General features: G+C 61.4%; 16 protein-coding genes and 2 tRNA genes. 11 read left to right on the top strand and 7 right to left on the bottom strand.

Going from position 1 to position 20,777, the window contains the following annotated elements; genetic code table 11:
• Positions 1–62: 62 nt before the first annotated feature.
• Positions 63–473 (bottom strand): hypothetical protein, encoded by a 411-nt coding sequence (locus DWZ15_RS05855; protein ID WP_117629499.1) that lies wholly within the window; start codon positions 471–473, stop codon positions 63–65.
• Between the two features lie 266 nt (positions 474–739).
• On the opposite strand from DWZ15_RS05855, the gene DWZ15_RS05850 reads away from it, so the two are divergent.
• From DWZ15_RS05850 to DWZ15_RS05825, 6 genes are all read left to right on the top strand, one after another.
• Positions 740–813 (top strand) — tRNA-Gln (locus tag DWZ15_RS05850).
• A gap of 17 nt (positions 814–830) precedes the next feature.
• Positions 831–907, top strand: a tRNA-Glu gene (locus DWZ15_RS05845).
• A 97-nt stretch (positions 908–1,004) separates the two neighbouring features.
• Positions 1,005–1,922 carry a hypothetical protein gene (locus DWZ15_RS05840; RefSeq protein WP_117564212.1) on the top strand — a complete coding sequence of 306 codons (918 nt, stop codon included), beginning with the start codon at positions 1,005–1,007 and terminating at the stop codon, positions 1,920–1,922.
• Positions 1,912–2,382 (top strand): SsrA-binding protein SmpB, encoded by a 471-nt coding sequence (gene smpB / locus DWZ15_RS05835; protein ID WP_006235325.1) that lies wholly within the window; start codon positions 1,912–1,914, stop codon positions 2,380–2,382. Before DWZ15_RS05840 ends, smpB begins: the two co-directional genes overlap by 11 nt.
• Before the next feature lie 208 nt (positions 2,383–2,590).
• Complete coding sequence (locus tag DWZ15_RS05830; RefSeq protein WP_118449934.1) at positions 2,591–3,094, top strand: flavin reductase family protein; 504 nt, start codon at positions 2,591–2,593, stop codon at positions 3,092–3,094.
• 89 nt (positions 3,095–3,183) lie between these two features.
• Positions 3,184–3,327 (top strand): rubredoxin-like domain-containing protein, encoded by a 144-nt coding sequence (locus tag DWZ15_RS05825; RefSeq protein WP_055251878.1) that lies wholly within the window; start codon positions 3,184–3,186, stop codon positions 3,325–3,327.
• Between the two features lie 467 nt (positions 3,328–3,794).
• Here DWZ15_RS05825 and DWZ15_RS05820 read toward each other — a convergent pair whose 3' ends face one another.
• Positions 3,795–5,051, bottom strand: a complete 1,257-nt coding sequence (locus DWZ15_RS05820) for an Nramp family divalent metal transporter (RefSeq protein ID WP_118449932.1) — start codon at positions 5,049–5,051, stop codon at positions 3,795–3,797.
• 75 nt (positions 5,052–5,126) lie between these two features.
• Entirely contained in the window at positions 5,127–5,873 is a 747-nt protein-coding gene (gene gpmA / locus DWZ15_RS05815) for a 2,3-diphosphoglycerate-dependent phosphoglycerate mutase (RefSeq protein ID WP_199580041.1), read from the bottom strand.
• 486 nt (positions 5,874–6,359) lie between these two features.
• Between gpmA and gltB the strand changes: the two genes are divergently transcribed.
• From gltB to DWZ15_RS05790, 5 genes are all read left to right on the top strand, one after another.
• Entirely contained in the window at positions 6,360–11,042 is a 4,683-nt protein-coding gene (gene gltB, locus DWZ15_RS05810; protein WP_118449928.1) for a glutamate synthase large subunit, read from the top strand.
• Positions 11,043–11,047: 5 nt separating this feature from the next.
• Positions 11,048–12,529 carry a glutamate synthase subunit beta gene (locus DWZ15_RS05805; protein WP_118449926.1) on the top strand — a complete coding sequence of 494 codons (1,482 nt, stop codon included), beginning with the start codon at positions 11,048–11,050 and terminating at the stop codon, positions 12,527–12,529.
• Positions 12,530–12,881: 352 nt separating this feature from the next.
• Positions 12,882–13,589: a hypothetical protein gene (locus DWZ15_RS05800; protein ID WP_117862005.1), complete on the top strand. Its 708-nt coding sequence runs from the start codon at positions 12,882–12,884 to the stop codon at positions 13,587–13,589.
• Between the two features lie 382 nt (positions 13,590–13,971).
• Entirely contained in the window at positions 13,972–14,865 is an 894-nt protein-coding gene (locus DWZ15_RS05795) for a hypothetical protein (RefSeq protein WP_147352317.1), read from the top strand.
• Between the two features lie 488 nt (positions 14,866–15,353).
• Positions 15,354–16,724, top strand: a complete 1,371-nt coding sequence (locus DWZ15_RS05790) for an amidohydrolase family protein (protein WP_118449922.1) — start codon at positions 15,354–15,356, stop codon at positions 16,722–16,724.
• A gap of 133 nt (positions 16,725–16,857) precedes the next feature.
• Here the strand turns inward: DWZ15_RS05790 and DWZ15_RS05785 are convergent, their stop codons facing one another.
• The 4 genes from DWZ15_RS05785 to DWZ15_RS05770 form a co-directional block, all read right to left on the bottom strand.
• The gene (locus DWZ15_RS05785) at positions 16,858–17,331 is read right to left on the bottom strand and encodes a hypothetical protein (RefSeq protein ID WP_117806251.1); all 474 of its coding nucleotides are present in this window, start codon (positions 17,329–17,331) and stop codon (positions 16,858–16,860) included.
• A 146-nt stretch (positions 17,332–17,477) separates the two neighbouring features.
• A complete protein-coding gene (locus tag DWZ15_RS05780; protein WP_006235337.1) occupies positions 17,478–17,750 on the bottom strand; it encodes a metal-sensing transcriptional repressor in 273 nt (90 codons plus the stop codon).
• Positions 17,751–17,788: 38 nt separating this feature from the next.
• A complete protein-coding gene (locus DWZ15_RS05775) occupies positions 17,789–18,010 on the bottom strand; it encodes a heavy-metal-associated domain-containing protein (protein WP_006235338.1) in 222 nt (73 codons plus the stop codon).
• Positions 18,011–18,157: 147 nt separating this feature from the next.
• Positions 18,158–20,497, bottom strand: coding sequence for a cation-translocating P-type ATPase (locus DWZ15_RS05770; RefSeq protein ID WP_118449920.1), 2,340 nt, complete (start codon positions 20,495–20,497; stop codon positions 18,158–18,160).
• Positions 20,498–20,777: the final 280 nt, after the last annotated feature.

Genomic DNA, 20,777 nt, shown 5'->3' with positions numbered 1-20,777 from the left:
AAGTGCGACCCGTTTTGAGCGCTCGGGGTGGGACGTGTTTTCCATCGGAGGGCTCGCTCGGCTCAATCCTTGAGCTGTGCCCATTCGTGCGGACCGTAGACCTTTACGTGCTTGTTGGGCTTGCCGCTCCAGTACTCCTCGTCCATAAAGGGCAGATATGCCTGAACACCGGGGCAGATAAAGGGAATCCGCTGCTGTTGCAGTCGCTCGCGTTGGCGCTGCTCCAGGTGCGCCTCGGATATGACAGTCGGCATACCGGACAGCTCGACGAGGCTTGCCTGGATTCGCTTAAGGTCGGGGAGTCCCGCGTGCCATGACATCCGCATGATCAAAAAGGATGCACGGCGGTATTTTGCCTGCATCACCGTGATGGCGGGGCGCAGGGTGGGATGGATTTTGTCCCGTTCGGGCCAAAGGTCAGCAGTGATCTCGAGGCCCAGGGTCTCCCATAGGTAATCAAGCTCTTCGTCCATGGCGCCTCGATATCTACGTGATCATTGATACTTCGATTGTGTTGCCTGGTGCTATCGTTTTCGCGGTAGAATCTGCCAACGGTTGACGGCTACCGCTCGCGGCGTTTTGCCCTTCGTGTGCAGCGGTCGACTTCACAGGTCCTTCACGTGTCGGCCGTATTTGACTGAATTTCAAAAAAGTCAAAATTAGGGCTTGCGTCACGGCGGGACTTCCCGTATATTTCTTTCTTGCGCAAAGGCACAGCCGAGCGCAGCGATGCAGTCATTGGGATGTCGTCTAATGGCAGGACAGCGGATTCTGGTTCCGTCAATGGGGGTTCGACTCCCTCCATCCCAGCCATTGCATTTGCTACATATGGCCCGTTCGTCTAGCGGTTTAGGACGCCGCCCTCTCAAGGCGGAGATCACCAGTTCGAATCTGGTACGGGCTACCAAAATTGAACGCCCGGGCCTCGTAAGAGACCCGGGTTTTGTGTATTGACCGATATTTAAGGCGCGCGTTGAGTCTGCCGCCCGGACCGAGGAGTTGTCATGGACCTGCCTATCAGCTTGGAAGACATCACGTATGCCGAGAACTATCTGGCGCAGGGCGACCTGGCTACGGCGACGCCGCTGCTTGAGCGTCTGGTGGAGCTCGCCGAGGAGTATATCGACGCTGAGTGCAAGACGGAGGAGAAGCGCCAGTACTTTAGCTTCGACAGCAAGTTTGAGCGCCTGGCCTATCGCCGCGTGGAGAAGGATCCGCGCGAGCTGGTGCAGGTCGAGGTTCCCTTTGACCGCCTGTACTCCGACATGGCGTTTGCCTACATTCGCCAGCAGGATTATGTGAGTGCTCGGAATGCCCTGATGCAGGCCGTGCGTTGGGATCCCATGAACTGCAACTATCGCTTGGACTTGGCCGAGCTGTTCCGCGCGCTCGAGGACAAGCAGGAGTGGGCATCGCTCTCGTTCTCGGTGCTGGAGCGCGCGAGCGACGGTAAGTGCGCCGCACGTGCCTACACCAACTTGGGTCAGTACTTCTTGGAGCCCGAGACCGAGAACATTTCGGCAGCCGTGGGCTGCGCGCGTCTGGCGCTGCGCCTGGCGCCCAATGATGCGCATACGACGCGCCTGCTCAACAAGATCCATACCACCTATCCGGATGCCGCGGACGAGAGTGACGACCATGTGATGGGTGAGCTCGCCCTGCAGGGCGTGCCGACCTCGCCTTCGGCCGAGATCGCCATCTGCCTGATCATGTGCGCGACCGATGCTGCAAGCGACGGCGACAAGCAGGAGGCTACGCGTCTGACGGTGCGTGCTCGCGATTTGGTGGGCGAGGAGGCCTGCGCGGCGATTATCAAGCTGGTGCGCGAGAGCGATGCCGAGCTTAATGCCGAGCGCAGGGCAAAGCGCGAGGCTGCGGGTTCAAACGCCGATGGCGCCAAGGAGGCCGGCGATGCCCAGTAAGCGCGAGCGCAAGCTCATTTCCAAGAATCGCTCGGCACATCACGAGTACTTTATCGATGAGACGTTTGAGTGCGGTATTGAGCTGAGCGGTACCGAGGTCAAGTCGATTCGCGAGCGCGCGTGCCAGATTACCGATACCTTCGCACTGATTCGTGGTGGGGAGTGCTGGCTCGTCGGCCTGCATATCCACCCTTATAGCCATGGTGGCGTGTGGAATCGCGATCCCGACCGTCGGCGCCGTCTGCTGCTGCACCGCAAGGAGATCGACTTTCTTGACGGCAAACTTCGCAACCGCGGCTATGCGCTGGTGCCGCTGGAGCTCTACTTTAATACCGACGGCCGCGTAAAGCTGCTGCTGGGCCTAGGCCGCGGCAAGAAGCTTTACGACAAGCGCGAGGATATGGCCAAGCGCGATGTCCAGCGCGAGATCGACCGCGCCCTCAAGGAGCGCAATCGCTAGGCGTTCTGTATAAGTTGCGGTGGAATACGGACTGTTTTGCCTGTTTGAGGGGCTATTCAGTCCTTATTTCACCGCAACTGCGGGCGTCTCATCTTGCTTATACTGTTTTGACACATATGTCTCAAAGGTGGTGTCCGTTGTGGACGCCGCCTTTTTTGTGGGTACATACATCCATGAGGTTTCAACCCGGGTTAGGGGAGTGATTGTTATGGACAAAACTGCGTTCTTTACCATGCCGAGCGGTCTGTACGTGGTGAGCGCCGCGGCAGACGGGCTGCGCGCCGGCTGCGTCATCAACACTGCGGTGCAGGTGACGTCCATGCCGCCGCGCATTTCGGTTGCCGTGAACAAGGACAACGTCACCTCGGGCGTCATCGCTTCGGCCAAAGCGTTCGCGCTGACCGTGATCGATCAGACCGCCGATATGCTCTACATCGGTAACTTTGGATTTCGCACCAGCAGCAACTATGACAAGTTTGCCAAATACGAGACTCGCGAGACGGCTCTGGGCATGCCCTATGTGCCCGAGCATGCGGCGGCCCTGTTTAGCTGCCGTTTGATCGACACTGTGGATGTGGGCACGCATCTACTGTTTATCGGCGAGGTCGAGGATGCCGAACGCCTGAGTGACGAGACGCCGCTCACCTACGATTACTATCACAAGGTCCTAAAGGGCAAGACGCCTCCGAAGGCGTCCTCGTATCAAGGCTAGAAATGTTTTAAAAATACTTGCATTATATTATTGAGAATCTATACTAATAGATGAAGTACATCACCAGTCGCGTTCGAGAGGAGAACATCATGGCTGAGGAGAAGAAGACGTATAAGTTCGTGTGCGTCGTTTGCGGTTACGAGGTTGAGGTCGATACGCCCGAGCTGCCCGAGGATTATGTGTGCCCGGTGTGCGGCGTCGGTCCCGATCAGTTTGAGCTCGTCGAGGAGTAGCTCGCAGGCACACGGCGATTAGCCATACAGAGCTCTGTCCAAGGGCCCCGGTCGAATTCACGGCCGGGGCCCTTTTCCTCCGTCCCCAAGGGATCACGGCTGCTGTTAGCCGATCCTGTCTGTCGTGAGTCTGGCCGACCGTTTGTCTCAATCTGTAACATGTGGCGGCTCAAAACGGGCCTATCTGTTACAGATTGAGACAAAAGGTTGGTGCTGAAGAAATGTCTCAATCTGTAACATCTAGAAGCGGAAAATGGGTCCACTTGTTACAGATCAAGACAAACCAAAACCGTCCGGCAGAAGATCTCAACCTGTAACATCTAACAGTGAAAACGGGGTCTACGTGTTACAGATTGAGACAAACGGAGCTGTCCCTCGGAAAGATCTCAATCTGTAACATCTAGACATCAAAAGCGGGTCTAGATGTTACAGATCGAGACGTTTGCCTGGGTGGGTGTCCCGTCCCATTACATCCCTGTTAACAACACGACATCGAGAATCGTCACGATGGCACCGATCCCTACGAGCAGCGCGTTGAGCGGGCGCGAGTTGGCGTATTTACCCATGACGCGGCGTGAGCTGGTGAGTCGTATGAGCACAAAGACCGTGATCGGCAGCTGAAGCGACAGCAGCGCCTGGCTCCAGATGAGGCCCTCAAAGGGATTTTTGACGACCAGGCAGGCAACAACTGCGCCGGCAAAGCAGAGTGCCACGCCAACCGATGAGTGTCGGTCGTGGATGTCGTATTCCTCATCAAACATGCCTGCCGTAATGGTTCCCGCGGCCATGCCCGCCGTAACGCTGCTCGAGAGCCCCGCAAACAGCAGTGCCACTGCAAAGATAATCGAGCTCGCCGGGCCCAGGATGGGGGAGAGTGTGGCTGCTGCGACGGTAAGGTCGTCTACGGCGATGCCGTGCACAAAGAAGGTCGTTGCGGCCAGGATGACCATGGCCGAGTTGATTGCCCAGCCCACGCCCATCGAAAAGAGCGTGTCGAAGAACTCGTAGCGCAGGCGCTCCTCGATAACTTGCTCGCCTTGCCCCTCGAAGTGCATGGATTGGATGACCTCGGAGTGCAGAAAGAGGTTGTGGGGCATAACGACCGCACCCAGGACACTCACGATAATCGCGGCAGAGCCAGTGGGCATATTGGGTGTGATCCAGCTTGCGGCGGCCTGCGGCCAGTCGACCTTGACCAGCGCAAGCTCGGCCAAAAACGAGAGTCCTACCACGCCTGCGAAGGCGATGATCCATCGCTCGGCGCGCTTGTAGGAGTTCGTCATGAGCATCGCCATCGATGCTGCCGCCACGATGACGCAGCCCGCGCGCACGGGCAGTCCAAAGAGCATTTGAAGGGCAATCGCGCCACCCAGGACTTCGGCCATGGCGGTGGCGATTGTAGCGAGATAGGCGCTGCCGAGCACCGCGCGTCCCACGATACGGGGGAGAAAGCGGGTCGTGGCCTCGGCAAGACAGGCGCCCGTGGCGATACCCAGGTGTGCCGCGTTGTGCTGCAGCGCAATGAGCATAATCGTGGACAGCGTGACGATCCACAACAGCGCGTAGCCAAACTGCGAGCCGGCGGCCATATTGGAGGCCCAATTGCCCGGGTCGATAAAGCCGACGGTCACGAGCAGCCCGGGGCCGATGTGCCGCGCAATGTCTAGACCTCCGTGACCACCGGTGCGTCGGGAGCCAAAGTGTTGTTTGAGATGGTTGAGCATGGTGCGCTCCTGCGTATGGGCGGCGTGACGTCGCATCTGGGCCGTGCGGCGCCACGCGTCGGATTTGGGTTGGGGCTACTTGTGCGCTTTGCCCTGATTGGCCACGGCGTCGATCTTGGCGGCGATGGTCGCCGGGTCGCCGATGTAGCGCTTGTCGAGGACGTTGAAATCGGTGTCGAAGGTGTAGACGAGCGGCACGCCGGTGGGGATGTTGACCTTGAGGATCTCCTCGGGCGTGAGGTGCTCGAGCTTCATGACGAGTGAGCGCAGGGAGTTGCCGTGCGCGGCGATGAGTACGCGCTTGCCGGCGAGCATCTGGGGGCGAATCTCGTCTTCGAAATAAGGCCAGGCGCGGGCGATCGTGTCCTTGAGGCACTCAGTATAGGGCAGCTGATCGGGCGCGACATCACGGTATTGCTCCTGGGTGTGGGGATCGCGCGCGTCGTCCGGCTCGAGTGCCGGCGGGCAGACATCGAAGGAGCGGCGCCAGATGAGCACCTGCTCGTCGCCGTGCTCCGCCGCGGCATCGGCCTTGTTGAGACCCTGCAACGCGCCGTAGTGGCGCTCGTTGAGCTTCCAGGATTTGATGACGGGCAGCCACTCGCGATCCATTTGGCCGAGCACGATGTTGAGGGTGTGGATCGCGCGCTTGAGGCGCGAAGTGTAGCAGACGTCAAAGTCGAAACCGGCTTCTTTGAGTGCTCGACCGCCTGCGGCGGCTTCTTCGCGGCCCGTGTCGGTGAGCTCAACATCGGTCCAGCCGGTGAACAGGTTGAGTTTGTTCCACTCGGATTCTCCGTGACGGATAAGGACAAGTTGCATTGCCTGTCGGTCTGCTCGGTGCGCCATAGGGGCCTCCTTGATCTGGCACGGTGTGCGTGCCGTTTGCTTGACGCCGCAAAGGATACCCGTTTTAAGCTTAAAAGTTAACCAAGACTAACAAAATTGTTGTATTTGAATGGGATGGTGAAAGGGGGCTGCCGAAATGTCTCGATCTGTAACAACTAGGGATGGAAATTGGGCCTAGGTGTTACAGATCGAGACAGGAAGAAATGGTCCTATGGAATGTCTCGATCTGTAACAGTTTGCCGCCAAAACCGGCCCTTCGTGTTACAGATTGAGATGTTTGAAGCGGTGGGCTTACAGGCCGAACTTGGGCGCCTTGTTGCCGCCCTTGAGGTCGGCGGTGTCCACTCGTAGGGCGTGCGTTACGCGATTGTTTCGAAACGGGCGGGAAACACAACGATGCCCTGATGCTCCTACTATGCCTATTCAACTGACTGTCTAAATATCTAGGGGAGGATCGCGATGCAGGCAGATTCCGCTCAGCAGCAGGGCCTTTATCGCCCCGAATTCGACCACGATGCATGTGGCATCGGCGCGCTTGCCGATATCAACGGTGAGCGCCATCACCAGATTCTGGACGACGCACTGTCCATTCTGGTCAACTTGGAGCACCGCGGCGGCACGGGACTCGAGAAGAATACCGGCGATGGCGCTGGCATCCTGTTCCAGGTTCCGCATCACTTTTTCCGTAAAGAGGCTCAAAAGTGCGGTCAGATTCTGCCGGCAGAGGGCGACTATGGCGTGGCCATGCTGTTCTTCCCGCAGGACGACAAGGGCGTAGAGGATGCCCGCCGCGTGTTTGAGGAGGGCTGTGCCGAGGCCGGCGTGCCGCTGCTCTTTTGGCGCGAGGTGCCCGTCGACCCGCACGACCTGGGCGAGACGGCCCGCGCCTGCATGCCCACTATCCTGCAGGCCTTCCTGGGCCGTCCGGACGACACGCCCGCCGGCGATGCCTTTGAGCGTCGCCTGTACGTGTGCCGCCGCACCATCGAAAAGAAGGCCGATGCCGAGTTTGCCCTGCGAGACAAGATCTTCTACGTGTGCTCCATGAGCTCGCGCACCATCGTGTACAAGGGCATGCTGGTCGCCACGCAGATGCGCCGCTTCTTCATCGACCTCAACGACGCCGCCGTCAAAACGGCCGTGGCGCTCGTCCACTCGCGCTACTCCACCAACACCACGCCCAGCTGGGAGCGTGCGCACCCCAACCGCTTTATCATCCATAACGGCGAGATCAACACCCTCAAGGGCAACGTCAACTGGATTCGCGCCCGCGAACCCAACCTGTACAGCCCCGTGCTGCAGCACGATCTTGAGCGCGTGATGCCCATCATCAACCGCGAGGGTTCCGACTCCGCGATTCTGGACAACGTGCTCGAATTCTTGGTCATGAACGGTCGCCCGCTCACGCGTGCCGCGTCCATGTTGCTGCCCGAGCCGTGGGACCACAACGATAGCCTGAGTGAGGAGCGCCGCGCCTACGACGCTTACCAGTCCATGCTCATGGAGCCCTGGGACGGCCCGGCGGCCATCGCCTTTACCGACGGTCGCACGCTGGGCGCCGCCCTCGACCGCAACGGCTTGCGCCCCGCCCGCTACTACGTGACGCGCGATGGCCGCTTTATGCTGGCAAGCGAGGTGGGCACCATCGAGGTGAGCCCCGAGAACATCCTGACGAGCGGCTGCCTGGGACCGGGCCAGATGCTCGAGGTCGATTTTGCCCGCGGCCGCGTGATCTACAACGACGAGCTGCGCGCCCGCTATGCCAAGGAGAAGCCCTACCGCGACTGGATTGCCGAGGAGACACTGACCGTCGACGCGCTCGATGAGCCCGCCGCGCCCGCGCCCGCCGAGGATGCCGAGGTGCCCGCCGCCGTGCGCATGGCCAAGCTCGGCTATCACTGGGATGATGTTGACGAGGTCGTGCGCCCCATGGCCCAGCAGGGCAAGGCCCCGCTCGCCTCGATGGGTATCGATGCGCCGTTGGCCTGTCTGTCCAAGAAGACGCGTTCGTTCTTTGACTACTTCTATCAGCTGTTCGCTCAGGTCACGAATCCTCCGATCGATGCCCTGCGCGAGCACATGGTGACTTCGACCACGCTCTACCTGGGCAACCACGGCAACCTGCTCGAGGATTCCCGCACGGCCTGTCAGCTGGTGCGCTTGGAGCGCCCATTGCTCAACGAGGAAGAGTTCGAGCATATCTGTGCCATCGACCGTGTTGGCTTTAAGACCCGTCGTTTCCGTGCCGTCTACCGCCGCGATGCCGGCGAGGGCGCGCTGCAGGCTGCGCTCAAACAGCTTGCCGAGGACGTTGAGGCTGCGGTCCGCGACGGCGTGAACATTGTGGTGTTGAGCGATCGTGCCGCTGCGGGCGAGGTGCCCGTGCCGTCGCTGCTCGCCGTGGGCTGCGTGCACAACCACCTGATCCGCGCCGGCGTTCGTACTTTTGCCGACATCGTGGTGGAGTGCGGTGACGCCGTGTCCCCGCACGACTTTGCGGCACTGGTGGGCTACTCCGCGAGCGGCATCTATCCGTACAACGCACATGCGTGCATCCGCGATCTGGCGGCACGCGGCGACCTGGACGTGACGGCCGAGCAGGGCATCGCCAACTACAACAAGGCTGCGACCGCCGGCATCGTCTCCATCATGTCCAAGATGGGCATCTCCACGGTGCAGAGCTACCATTCGGCGCAGATCTTCGAAGCCGTGGGCTTTACGCCGGAGTTCGTCAACGCGTACTTTGCCGGCACGGTGAGCCGTGTGGGCGGTATGGGTGTCGAGGACGTTGAGCGCGAGCAAAACGAGCGCTACGACGCCGCGCTCGCTATCCTTAAGAGCCCGGCTCCCGATCAGCTGCCCACGCTGGGCCTGACCAAGTGGCGCCCGCTCGGCGGCGAGGAACACCTCATCGACCCCCAGACCGTCTACCTGCTGCAGACCGCCTGCCGTGAGGACAGCTACGACACCTTTAAGGAGTACAGCGCCCGCCTGCACCGCACCGGCCGTGCCGTGCGTCTGCGCGACTTGCTCGACTTTGATGCCAGCGGCCGCACGCCGGTTTCGCTCGACGAGGTCGAGCCCGCGCTCAACATCGTCCGCCGCTTTAACACCGGCGCCATGTCGTACGGCTCCATCAGCAAAGAGGCGCACGAGTGCATGGCCATCGCCATGAATCGCCTGCACGGACGCTCCAACTCGGGCGAGGGCGGCGAGACCCCGCTGGCTAACGGTGACTCCAAGAACTCCGCGATCAAGCAGGTGGCAAGCGCGCGCTTTGGCGTGACGAGCCGCTACCTGTGCAGCGCCTTCGAGATCCAGATCAAGATGGCCCAGGGCGCCAAGCCCGGCGAGGGCGGTCACCTGCCCGGCAAGAAGGTCTACCCCTGGATTGCCGAGGTCCGTCAGTCCACGCCCGGCATCGGCCTGATCTCGCCTCCGCCGCATCACGACATCTACTCTATCGAAGACCTGGCCGAGCTCATCTTCGACCTTAAGAACGCCAACCCCGGTGCGCGCGTGTCGGTCAAGCTGGTCAGCGAGGCCGGCGTCGGCACCATCGCCACCGGTGTGGCCAAGGGCGCTGCCGACAAGATCTTGATCAGCGGCCACAATGGCGGCTCGGGTGCCGCGGCGCGCGATTCCATTTGGCACGCCGGCCTGCCGCTGGAGCTCGGCCTTGCCGAGGCTCAGCAGACGTTGCTGCAAAACGGCCTGCGCTCCCGCGTGGTGCTCGAGGCCGACGGCAAGCTCATGGATGGCACCGACGTCGCCGTCGCCTGCCTGCTGGGTGCCGAGGAGTTTGGCTTTGCGACCATGCCGCTCATCTCCATGGGTTGCCTCATGCAGCGCGATTGCCAGCAGGATCCCTGCCCCGCCGGCATCGCTACGCAAAACTGCCGCCTGCGTCACGGCTTCCGCGGTAAGCCCGAGCACGTCGAGCACTTTATGCTCTTTGTTGCCGAGCAACTGCGCGAGGTCATGGCGAGCCTGGGCTTCCGCACCGTCGACGAGATGGTCGGCCATCCCGAGTGCTTGCGCCAGATCGAGGTCCCGGGCAACCGCAAGGCCAACCTGCTCGATCTGTCGCCCGTGCTGGCGAGCGCGACCTGCGAGTTCGGTGCTCATATCCCGGGTGCCGACGGTCGCCACTTCCTGCCGCAGATGGCCGCGGACAGTGAGCTCGACAAGACGCTCGACTCCACGTTGTTTGTGCCCCATACGGCCGATGCCCGTGCGCACCTGCGTCCGATTCGCTTCCGCGCCGATATCGCCAACGTCAACCGCTGCGTGGGCACCATCCTGGGCAACGCGGTGACCAAGGCGCATCCCGAGGGCCTGCCCGCCGGCTCCATCACCATCGATTGCGATGGATCGGCCGGTCAGAGCTTTGGCGCGTTCCTGCCGCGCGGCATTACGCTCAACGTGTGCGGTGACGCCAACGACTACTTTGGCAAGGGCCTTTCGGGCGGCGAGGTATCGGTGCGCCCCAACCCGCATGCGACCTACAAGTTCGACGAGAACATCATCGTGGGCAATGTTGCGTTCTTTGGCGCTACGAGCGGCCGCGGCTTCATTAACGGTCTTGCCGGCCAGCGTTTTGCCGTGCGCAACTCCGGTGCCACCGTGGTGGTCGAGGGCTGCGGCAACCATGGCTGCGAGTACATGACGGGCGGTCTGGCGCTCATCCTGGGCGAGGTCGGGCAGAATTTTGCTGCCGGCATGACAGGCGGCGTGGCCTATGTCTTTGACCAGTACGGCACGCTCGATGCCCGTGTGAACCACGAGAGCGTTGAGCTCAAGGCCCCGACGGCCGGCGAGCTGGTGCAGATTCGCGAGCTCATCCAGGAGCACGTGGACGCGACGCAGAGCCCGCGCGGCATCAAGCTGCTCTACAGCTTTGAGACGATGAGCAAGCACTTTGTGAAGGTCATTCCGACCGAGTACGAGCGTGTGCTGGCGATTGTCGCCGCGAGCGAGGCTGCCGGCAAGACACATGCGCAGGCAGAGGAGCTGGCGTTTGACATCGTGACCGGTCGCGCGAGCGCCGCGGATGTCGCTCGCTTCGATATTGCGGGCGGTGCTGCGGGTGCTGCGTCCGTGGACGCCAGCTCTGTTGCTTCGACCAAGAAGGAGGCGTAAGTGCCATGGGTAAGCCCGGTGCTTTTCTTGATATCGATCGCGTGACCCACGAGCTTCGCCCCGTGGAGGAGCGCAGCCGTGATTTCGATCCGCTGTACGTGGAGCTCGACGACGACGCACGCCGTGCCCAGGCGAGCCGCTGCATGATGTGCGGCGTGGCGTTTTGCCAGATGGGCGCGAGCTTTGGCAAGGCACGTCCGAGCGGCTGCCCGCTGCACAACTTGATTCCCGAGTGGAACGAGCTGGTGTACCGCGGCCGCTGGGACGAGGCGGCCGAGCGCCTGTCGCTCACCTCGCCCATGCCCGAGTTCACGAGCCGCGTGTGCCCGGCGCTGTGCGAGGCCGCGTGCAACCTGGGTTCGGTCGATGGCCAGCCCACGACGATCCATGACAACGAACGTGCGATCAGCGACCATGAGTGGGCCAACGGCGGTCCGCGCCGCTTTGAGCCGGCGGGGGAGGATGCGCCCACGGTCGCCGTGGTTGGTTCTGGACCGGCTGGCCTGGTGGCAGCATGGGAGCTTGCACGTCGCGGTGCCCGCGTGACGGTGTTTGAGCGCGACGACCGCCCCGGCGGCCTACTCATGTACGGCATTCCCAACATGAAGCTCGAGAAGTCTGTGGTCGAGCGTCGTGTGGCGCTCATGCGCGAGCTGGGTATTGTGTTCGAGCTGGGCGCCGACGTGACGGACCCTGCGGTGGCGGCCAAGCTCAACGGCTTTGACGCTGTGGTGGTGGCTGCTGGCGCCCGTGCCCCGCGCGGTCTTTCGGCTACGAACGTGGACGCCCCGGGCGTGGTGTACGCCGTGGACTATCTGACGGCTTCGACCGTGTCGGTTCTCGACGGCGGCGAGCTCGCGGTCGATGCGCGTGGCCTGGACGTTGTGGTCATTGGCGGCGGCGATACCGGTAACGACTGTGTGGGTACCGCGGTGCGTCAGGGCGCGCGCAGCGTGCGCCAGTTTGAGTTCTTGCCGGCTGCGCCCGATAAGCGCGCGGCGAGCAACCCCTGGCCGCAGTGGCCCAACGTTAAGAAGACCGACTACGGCCAGCAGGAGGCTATCGCTGCGATGGGTGGTGAGATGCGTGCCTGGGGCGTGGATACGCTCGAGGTGCTGTTGGACAAGAAGGGTGCGGCTGCGGGTCTGCGCGTGGTCGATCTGGACTGGTCGGCGGGAAAGCCCGAGCGCATCGCGGGCTCCGAGCACGAGGTGCCGGCGCAGCTGGTGCTCATTGCCTGCGGCTTTACGGGTCCGGAGCACGGCGTGTTCGATGTGGTGAGCGTGCCTGTCGCCACCGCTGGCCGTCCGCTGCCGGTGATGGCTGCCGAGGGCTCGCATCTTGCGGCGCGTGTCGACGGCGTCGCCGCGGATGCCGCGCCGGTGTATGTTGCCGGTGACGCTCGCAACGGCAGCTCGCTCGTGGTGAACGCTATGGCCGACGCCCTGGCCTGCGCAGCCGAAGTCGCCGACGCGCTGAAGCTGTAAAGTAGTCATTTAAGAACGTCCCCAATGACTGGTCATTTTTGTCTAGTCGTTGGGGACACTCTTTGCGAGCGATTTGCTCGTTTGTCGACGTACGGATGTTCATTTGTCGACTTTTTGGGCTGTGGTCACCTGTTGTTTCTGTGGTGGCTGCGGGCATCTGGCTCAAAAGGGTTGGTTGGCCGTCTATGTCTACCTCCGGTTTTGTTGCGGTGCGCATTTTCGGTCAAGCTTTTCGTCAAGTGTTTGGTCAGCATCTGGTTTGCAGCCGGAGGCCTATTTTGCCCGTGCTGGTCGTGGCTGCCCACCCTCCTCGTAAGCTCAAATTGAGGTCCATCAGTTTGAGGAGGATGCCATGACTGACCACGCTTTAGACCGAGCAGAGCTGGCTGAAGCCGTCGGCAACGATATTGCCGACATGGCTCACTTTTGGATGCTGCGGAAGTTTCAATTCCTGGAGCCGGCGCGCGAACAGTTCGAGATCATTGTCGACCCGTGGCTCAGCTATTGCACTGAGCCTTCGCAAAACGAAATCATGGCCTACAACATGGCGTTTACCGATTGGCTGCTGTTTGAGCGCCCCTATCGCCATGGCAAAACGCTGCTCGAGCTGTATGTTGACGAGCCGCCGGCATCGCTTTCGCCTGCCTCGCTCAAGCGGCTCGAGCAGGTACGCGACACGCAGTATTTCTCGCGCTTTGGCATTTTGGACAAGAATCCTGCGTCCGGCATGGTCGTGCTGAAGGACACGCGCACCGATCATCGCTTTGATGTCTACGATCCGCATATCGTGCAGAAGGAGCACTGGAGTGACGGCGCGATTGCGGTGCGCCTCGCCTGCGTCGACGATGTCTGGCTTACGGCGGGACAGCTCTACCTGTATGACATCGCGCGGCTGAGCGATACGGCGGTCGATGGGCCGGGTGCGGTGCATCCGGAGGACCTGCAGGACGGCTTTGACACCTCGTGCATCAGCTTCTTCTTGCGTCTGGTCCGCGACATCATGGGCGCCCGGGGGCGGTACGTAAAGTCGCTCAACATCTACGAGCAGGAGTGGAAGTAGGGGATGGGCAGCTGTCGCCTGCCTTGCCCTCTGTCTTTATGTCTAAATCTGTAACGTTTAGGGGCCTGGAGAACGTCTAACTGTTACAGATCGAGACGTTTGGCACCTGGCTGGGGGGAATGTCTCAATCTGTAACATCTACAGTCCAAAAATCGGTCTTCCTGTTACAGATCAAGACATTTGTCGGCGGAGGCAACGGTGACGATGGTCCATTTGTCCGATGTGGTGGTGATGGAAGTGTCTAATACCGTTTTCAAGCACAAGCATACGACTCGCAACACGTTGGCGCGGAATAGGATGCTCGCGCGACTCACGGAGGCGACCGAGCAAGGTGCGCTGCTCGCAACGCATGACAATGCCGAGCTCATGTGGCTGCGGCGTCATGTTGGAACCGACGATATCGCGCAGCGTCGAGCCGTATTTGTTCTGTTTTCAACATGATTGGGATGCGCTGACGCCGGCGGAGCGAACGCTGCGTACCATCAAAGGGCTTGCAGAGTTTCATCCCGATTGGGCGTTTTGGGGCTATGACGCGGCGCTTTTGTGGGGTCTGGAGGTGCCGAATGATCTGCTTGGGTCGCGTTTTCTTGTTAAGACGGGTTGTTCGGTGACGTTGAGCGGCGGGTGCAGGTTGTTGCGTTCGCAGATGGCGGGCGCACTCGAGCATGTTGATGGCGTGCGGGTGACGTCGTTTTGGCGCACGGTGGAGGATTGCCTACTGCGTGCGCCGTTCTCCTACGGGTTGGCGATTGCCGATTCTGCACTGCGGGCGAAAGGCGTATCACGTGGGGATTTGTGCGAGCGCCTCCGCGCCGATTGCGAGGGCAGGCGAGGGTATCGCAGGGCACAGGTGATTGCGTCGTATGCGGACGGGCTGTCTGAAAACGGCGGCGAGTCTCGGTTCCGAGCATTCTTTATTGCGTACGGCTTTCCGGTTCCGGAGCTGCAGGTGGAGTTTCGCGACCCGCTCGATCCGAGCCAGGTGTTTCGCGTCGACTATTTTTGGCGGCTCGAGGACGGGACGTGTGTCATCGGCGAGCTCGACGGAAAGGGGAAGTACACCTTGCAGAGCGGCGAGGGTCGGGAGTCGGTTGACCCATTCGTGGCAGAGCGTCAGCGGGAATCTCATCTGACAATGCTCGGACATAAGGTGCTGAGGTTTACGTTTGATGAGCTCAAGAACCCAGGGAAGCTGGCTGAAAAGATGAGGCTGGCGGGTATTTCGCAGCGGGCCGATTTGGCTGAGGGATGGAAGCGTCAGTGGTATGGGTGCTAAGGGGTGCAACTGACGCGAATGTGGTTGTTTCTGCCGAGTTTGTCTCGATCTGTAACAACAAGGGGCCGTTTGGCCTCGTAGCTGTTACAGATCGAGACAGAAGGTTGGCTGCCGCTAAAAGATCTCAATCTGTAACATCTAGAGGCCGAAAACCTGTCTACTTGTTACAGATTTAGATGTTTGACGACAGGGCTGGAGAATATCTTAATCTGTAACATCTAACGGCCAAAAACCGCTCTAACTGTTACAGATCGAGACAAAGGTTGGACGCGGTGCCGAAAGATCTCGATCTGTAACATCTGGCTGCTAAAACCCGGTCTACCTGTTACAGATCTAGACATTTTCCTGATGTCGCTGGGGTGGGACTGCAACGCATTTCGTTCCCCGCATCTCCTTCTTGCTCCGTTAACCGATATGTCCGCAGCAATTCCGCCGCGCTAGGTAATAATGGACAAATGTTGAAGTTTTCTGAGAGGGAGGAGCTCGATATGGCGACTGCCGATCGTTCCACGTTGTTTATCAATGCGACCGTTCTGGATGGTTCGGAGCATATGGAGCCGCAGCCCGATATGGCCGTGGTCGTCGAGCGTGGCATCATCACCTGGATGGGACCGAGCGCTGTGGCGCAGGCGCCTGCAGGTGCCGAGGTTATCGACCTGGGTGGTGCGTATCTCATGCCCGGTCTCATCAATATGCACGTGCACCTGTGCGGTTCGGGCAAGCCTGTCTCGGCCGGCGATGCGGGAGCGCTGATGAAGAAGCTCGACAATCCCGTGGGCCGCGCCATCGTTCGCCACATCCTCAAAGGCAGCGCCCAACAGCAGCTGGCAAGCGGCGTGACTACGGTGCGCGGTGCGGGTGACCCGCTGTTTGCCGACATCGCCGTGCGCGATGCTATCGATGCCGGCAAGTATCAGGGTCCGCGTCTGGTAGCGCCGGGAACGGGCGTTACAGTGCCGGGTGGCCACGGCGCGGGGCTGTTCGCGCAGGTCGCCAATACGCCCGACGAGGCGGCCGAACAGGTGCGCGACTTGTACGCTCGTGGTGCCGACGTCATCAAGTTGTTCGTGACGGGTGGCGTGTTCGACGCGACCGAAGTTGGCGAGCCGGGCGTGCTGCGCATGCCGATCGATGTTGCCGCGGCGGCGTGCAAGGCGGCGCACGAGGTGGGCCTGCCGGTTATGGCTCATGTCGAGAGCACCGAGGGCGTGAAGGCCGCGCTTGAGGCCGGGGTCGACACGATCGAGCACGGTGCCCCGATGACGCCCGAGATCCTGGAGCTGTATCGCGGCGCCGCGGGCACACAGCTCGAGGGACGCGCGCCGAGCGTGACCTGCACGATCAGCCCGGCGCTGCCGTTTGTATTGCTCGACCCGGAAAAGACCCATTCGACCGATACACAAAAGAAGAACGGCGACATCGTGTGCTCGGGCATCATCGAGAGCGCCCGTGCCGCGCTGGAAGCTGGCATTAAGGTGGGCCTGGGCACGGACTCAAGCTGCCCGTTCGTGACGCAGTACGACATGTGGCGTGAGGTGGCCTATTTTGCCAAGTATGTCGGTGTGAGCAACGCCTTCGCGCTGCATACGGCTACGCAAGTCAACGCCGAGCTGTTGGGGCTGGGCGGCGAGACCGGTACGATCGAGTGCGGCAAGGCCGCCGATATCCTGGTGACGCGCAAGAATCCGCTCGATGACCTGTGCGCTCTGCGTGAGCCGACGCATGTGATGTGTCGCGGTGATTTGGTACGCAAGCTCAAGGTGAAGCGTATTCCCGAGGTGGACGCCGAGCTCGACGCGATTATGGCCATGCCTGCCGAAGCGCTGGCTGAGGAGCTGGCCCGCGACGGTGTGGCGTAGATGTGACAAGGGGGCAGCTCCGTTGCCGCATGCAAAAAGCTGAGGTCTCAACACGAGGCCTCAGCTTTTTTATCGAACAAATACTTAAGATTTGGGACAAACAAACCTGATTAATTTGTCCCGCGTGCGGGCGTTAGGAGCGGGTTTCCATCTTGGCGTGGCACTTGGGGCAGGTGACGCGGATCTTGCCTTTGCCCTTGGGGACGGAGAGCATCTGGCCGCAGTTGGGGCACTTGAGGTATGCCGTAGTTTTGCGACCCTTCCACATCTTCTTGGCCGTGCGCTTGGCGCGCTCAAAGTCTTCCTTGCTCGTTCCAGCCGCGCGCGAGGTGCTGGCTGCTGCAGCGCCGCCGCCCAAGCTGGCGACGAACTTGCCCAAGCCGGGGACGTTCGCGGTCGCGGCGACAAAGGCAGCGTTTTCCTTGCGACGCGCATCGATGTTTTTGGACAGGCCGCGCAGCACGCCAATCACGATCACGGCGATGGCGATCCAGCTGAGCCACTGGATGCGGGCTATCGATCCGATCATCGCGATGACGATGCCGGCAAAGCCCATCACGATGGTGAGTTCATCGGCACCATTGCGGCCCTTCATAAAGTCATTCATGCAAATTGCCTTTCGTTCGATATGCTGCACGCCTTTATACCCGATTTAGAGCAAGGGGGACAGGTCAATCTGCACCAATGCGGTGCAAACGTGCCTGTCCCCGATACACCAAGATGGTGCAAAGCAGTCTGTCCCCAATGCCCCAATCACTTGGAGAGCTTGTCGACGACGCGTTCGATCTCGGCGAGCTTGGCGGCCTTGAGGTCTTCGTCGCCCGATTCGATTGCCGAAGTCACGCAGCCCTCGATATGCGCCTTGAGCACGTCGGCGTTGATGCGCGCAATGAGCGCCTGCGTTGCCATAAGCTGCGTGGAAATATCGACGCAGTAGCGGTCCTCCTCGACCATCCGCAGGATGCCGTCGATCTGACCGCGTGCCGTCTTGAGCATGCGGGTCACCGATTTATGGTCTGCCATCATGGCGGGTCCTCGTTTCTGGTCGGGGTGCGCGTGGGTCGTTACGCGGCGGTTACGGACAGGGCGTGGAACTTCTCGCCGGCGCCCTCGACGGCGGCGGCGAGCTGCTCGGCGGTCACGGTGTCGGCGCACTCCACCTGGACGGTCTGGGTCTCGTGATCGGCGTCGGCGTCGGTCACGCCGGCCACGTTGAGCAGTGCCGTCTCGACAGTAGCGTCGCAGTGGCCGCACATGAGGCCGGAAGTCTTGATTGTGTAACGCATGGGTATTCCTCTCTGTTGTGTCGGCTTTCCCAGGCACCCGACCTTGACCTTCAAGCCGTCGCTCGCGTACCAAAGTACGCGTCGCTCCTCTTTCAGGTCAATCTCGGGCACCTGGAAAACCCGTTCTAAATGGACTTAAGGGTGAACCTATTTTGCCACTTTAGGCTTAAAGGTTCGTAGGCGCAGCGCATTGCTTACGACGCACACGCTCGACAGGCTCATGGCCGCGGCGCCGAACATCGGCGAGAGCTGCCAACCGGTGAGGGGGAAGAACACGCCTGCCGCCAGCGGAATGCCGATGCCGTTGTAGAACAGCGCCCAGAACAGGTCCTGCTTGATGTTGCGGATCGTGGCGCGCGAAAGCTCGATGGCGCGCGCAACATCCATGAGGTCGCTGCGCATGAGCACCACATCTGCCCCTTCTTTGGCGATGTCGGCGCCGGTGCCGATCGCAAGGCCCACGTCGGCGCGCGCCAGGGCGGGGGAGTCGTTGATGCCGTCGCCCACCATGGCGACCTTGCCGCCCGCATCCTGCAGTTCGCGCACGTGGCGTTCCTTGTCGGCGGGGAGGACGTCGGCGATGACCTGTTCGCTGGTGAGTCCCACGCGGCGGGCGATAGCCTCGGCCGTCACGCGGTTGTCGCCGGTGAGCATGCGCACGTCGACGCCGAGCTTGCGGAGCGCGGCGATGGCCCCGGCGCTCGTCTCTTTGACCTCGTCAGCCACGGCGATGGTGCCGACAAGCTCGCCGTTCTTGGCAAAGAACAGCGGTGTTTTGCCCTCGGCGGCAAATTGCTCGGTAAGACCCGCGGGCACGGTAACGCCCAACTCGTTCATCAGGCGTACGTTGCCGGCTGCAATGGCGTTTTGCCCCTCGCGCGCCGTAACGCCACGACCGGGCACGGCGGCAAAGTCCTCGACCATGCGCGCGACAATTCCGCGCGACTCGCACTCGGCCATAATCGCCTCGGCCAGCGGGTGCTCGCTTGATCGCTCCAGCGCGGCAGCCAGCTTGAGCAGCGCCTTTTCGCTCATGGCGGACGAGCCGTCGGCGTGCGTGGCAACCACGATATCGGTCACGGCCGGCTTGCCGTGGGTGACCGTGCCCGTCTTGTCGAGCACCACGGTGCCCACGCTGCGCAGGTTCTCTAGCGCCTCGGCGCTCTTAAACAGAATGCCCATCTCGGCGCCCTTGCCGGTGCCCACCATAATGGCGACGGGCGTGGCTAGGCCGAGTGCACACGGACAGCTGATCACCAGCACAGCGACGGCGGAGGTGAGCGCTTCGTTGACGCTTCCGGTCAGTGTCATCCACGCCAAGAAGGTCACGGCCGAGATCACGAACACCACGGGCACGAACACGCCGGCGACCTTGTCGGCCATGCGGGCGATGGGCGCCTTGGTGGCGTTGGCGTCCTCGACAAGCTTGATGATCTTGGCGAGCGATGTCTCGGCACCCACACGCGTGGCGCGGAAGGTAAACGAGCCGGTGCGGTTGACGGTGGCGGCGTTGACGGTGTCACCGGCGGTCTTTTCCACGGGGATGGACTCGCCGGTCAGCGCGCTCTCGTCCACGGCCGAGCTGCCCTCGAGCACCACGCCATCGACGGGGATGGACTCGCCGGGGCGTACGCGCAGGATCTGGCCGGGAAGGATGCTGTCGACGTCGACGGTGGTCTCGCTGCCGTCCTCTGCCACGACGGTCGCGGTCTTGGGCGCCAGGTCGATCAGCGCCTCGATAGCGCCGCCGGTTTTGGACTTGCTGCGCGTCTCGAGGTATTTGCCCACGGTGACGAGCGACAGGATCGTGCCTGCGCTCTCAAAATACAGATTGTCCATGCCCGTCATCATGGCCTCGTGGACCTGACCCGCGGCTAACTGGTCGGCCATGATGAACATGGCGTAGAGCGACCGGGCGATGGAGGCGGTGGCGCCCACGGCGATGAGGGCGTCCATGGTGGGCGCGCCGTGCGCGAGCGATTTAAACCCGTTGATAAAGTACGCGTCGTTGACATAGACGATGGGGATGAGCAGGACGAGCTCGGTGAGGGCGAGCGTCATGCTGTGGGTATGGTCGGTGAAGACGCCGGGCAGCGGCCAGCCAAGCATGTGCCCCATGCCTATGTAGAACAGCGGGATGAGGAATACGATTGAGACGATGAGACGAGTGCGCATGGCAGAGGCGGCGGCCTCCAGTTTTTTGGTGGGCGACTCCATATGGGCGGCGCCGGACCTGGCTTGCGTACTGCCGCTTTGGGCGGCGTCGGTGCCCGTGCTGACGGGTGAGGCCGAGTAGCCAGCGCGATCGACGGCGGTGCAGATGTCGTCGGGAGTGACCTGCGCGGGGTCATAGTCGACCATCATGGAGCCGGCGAGCAGATTGACCGCGACGCTCTCGACGCCGTCGAGCTTGCTCACGGCGCGGTCTACGTGCGCCTGGCAAGCGGCACACGTCATGCCGCCCACATCGAATTTATCTTGAGCCATGGCTTCTCCTTTCTGTGACGTAGTGTCGGAAATGTTAACCAACCGATACTATACACCCATACCCCCTGGGGGTGTCCAGTGCAGAAAAATATATGAGATTTCATTACAGATGAAGATGGATGGTTGGCCGATGGACCGTCCCTGCCAAACATCTCGATCTGTAACATCTGGACCGGTTTGCCTGCTAGATGTTACAGATCGAGACAATCTCGGAGCAGATGCCCCGGCCATACAACGTAAAACGCCGGGGCGCCCGTGTGGTAAACGTCCCGGCGCATGT

Source organism: Collinsella sp. AF29-7AC (assembly GCF_003475665.1).
GTDB lineage: Bacteria > Actinomycetota > Coriobacteriia > Coriobacteriales > Coriobacteriaceae > Collinsella.
The sequence above is the reverse complement of the archived record's forward strand: the minus strand, read 5'-3'. Positions and strand labels throughout refer to the sequence as shown.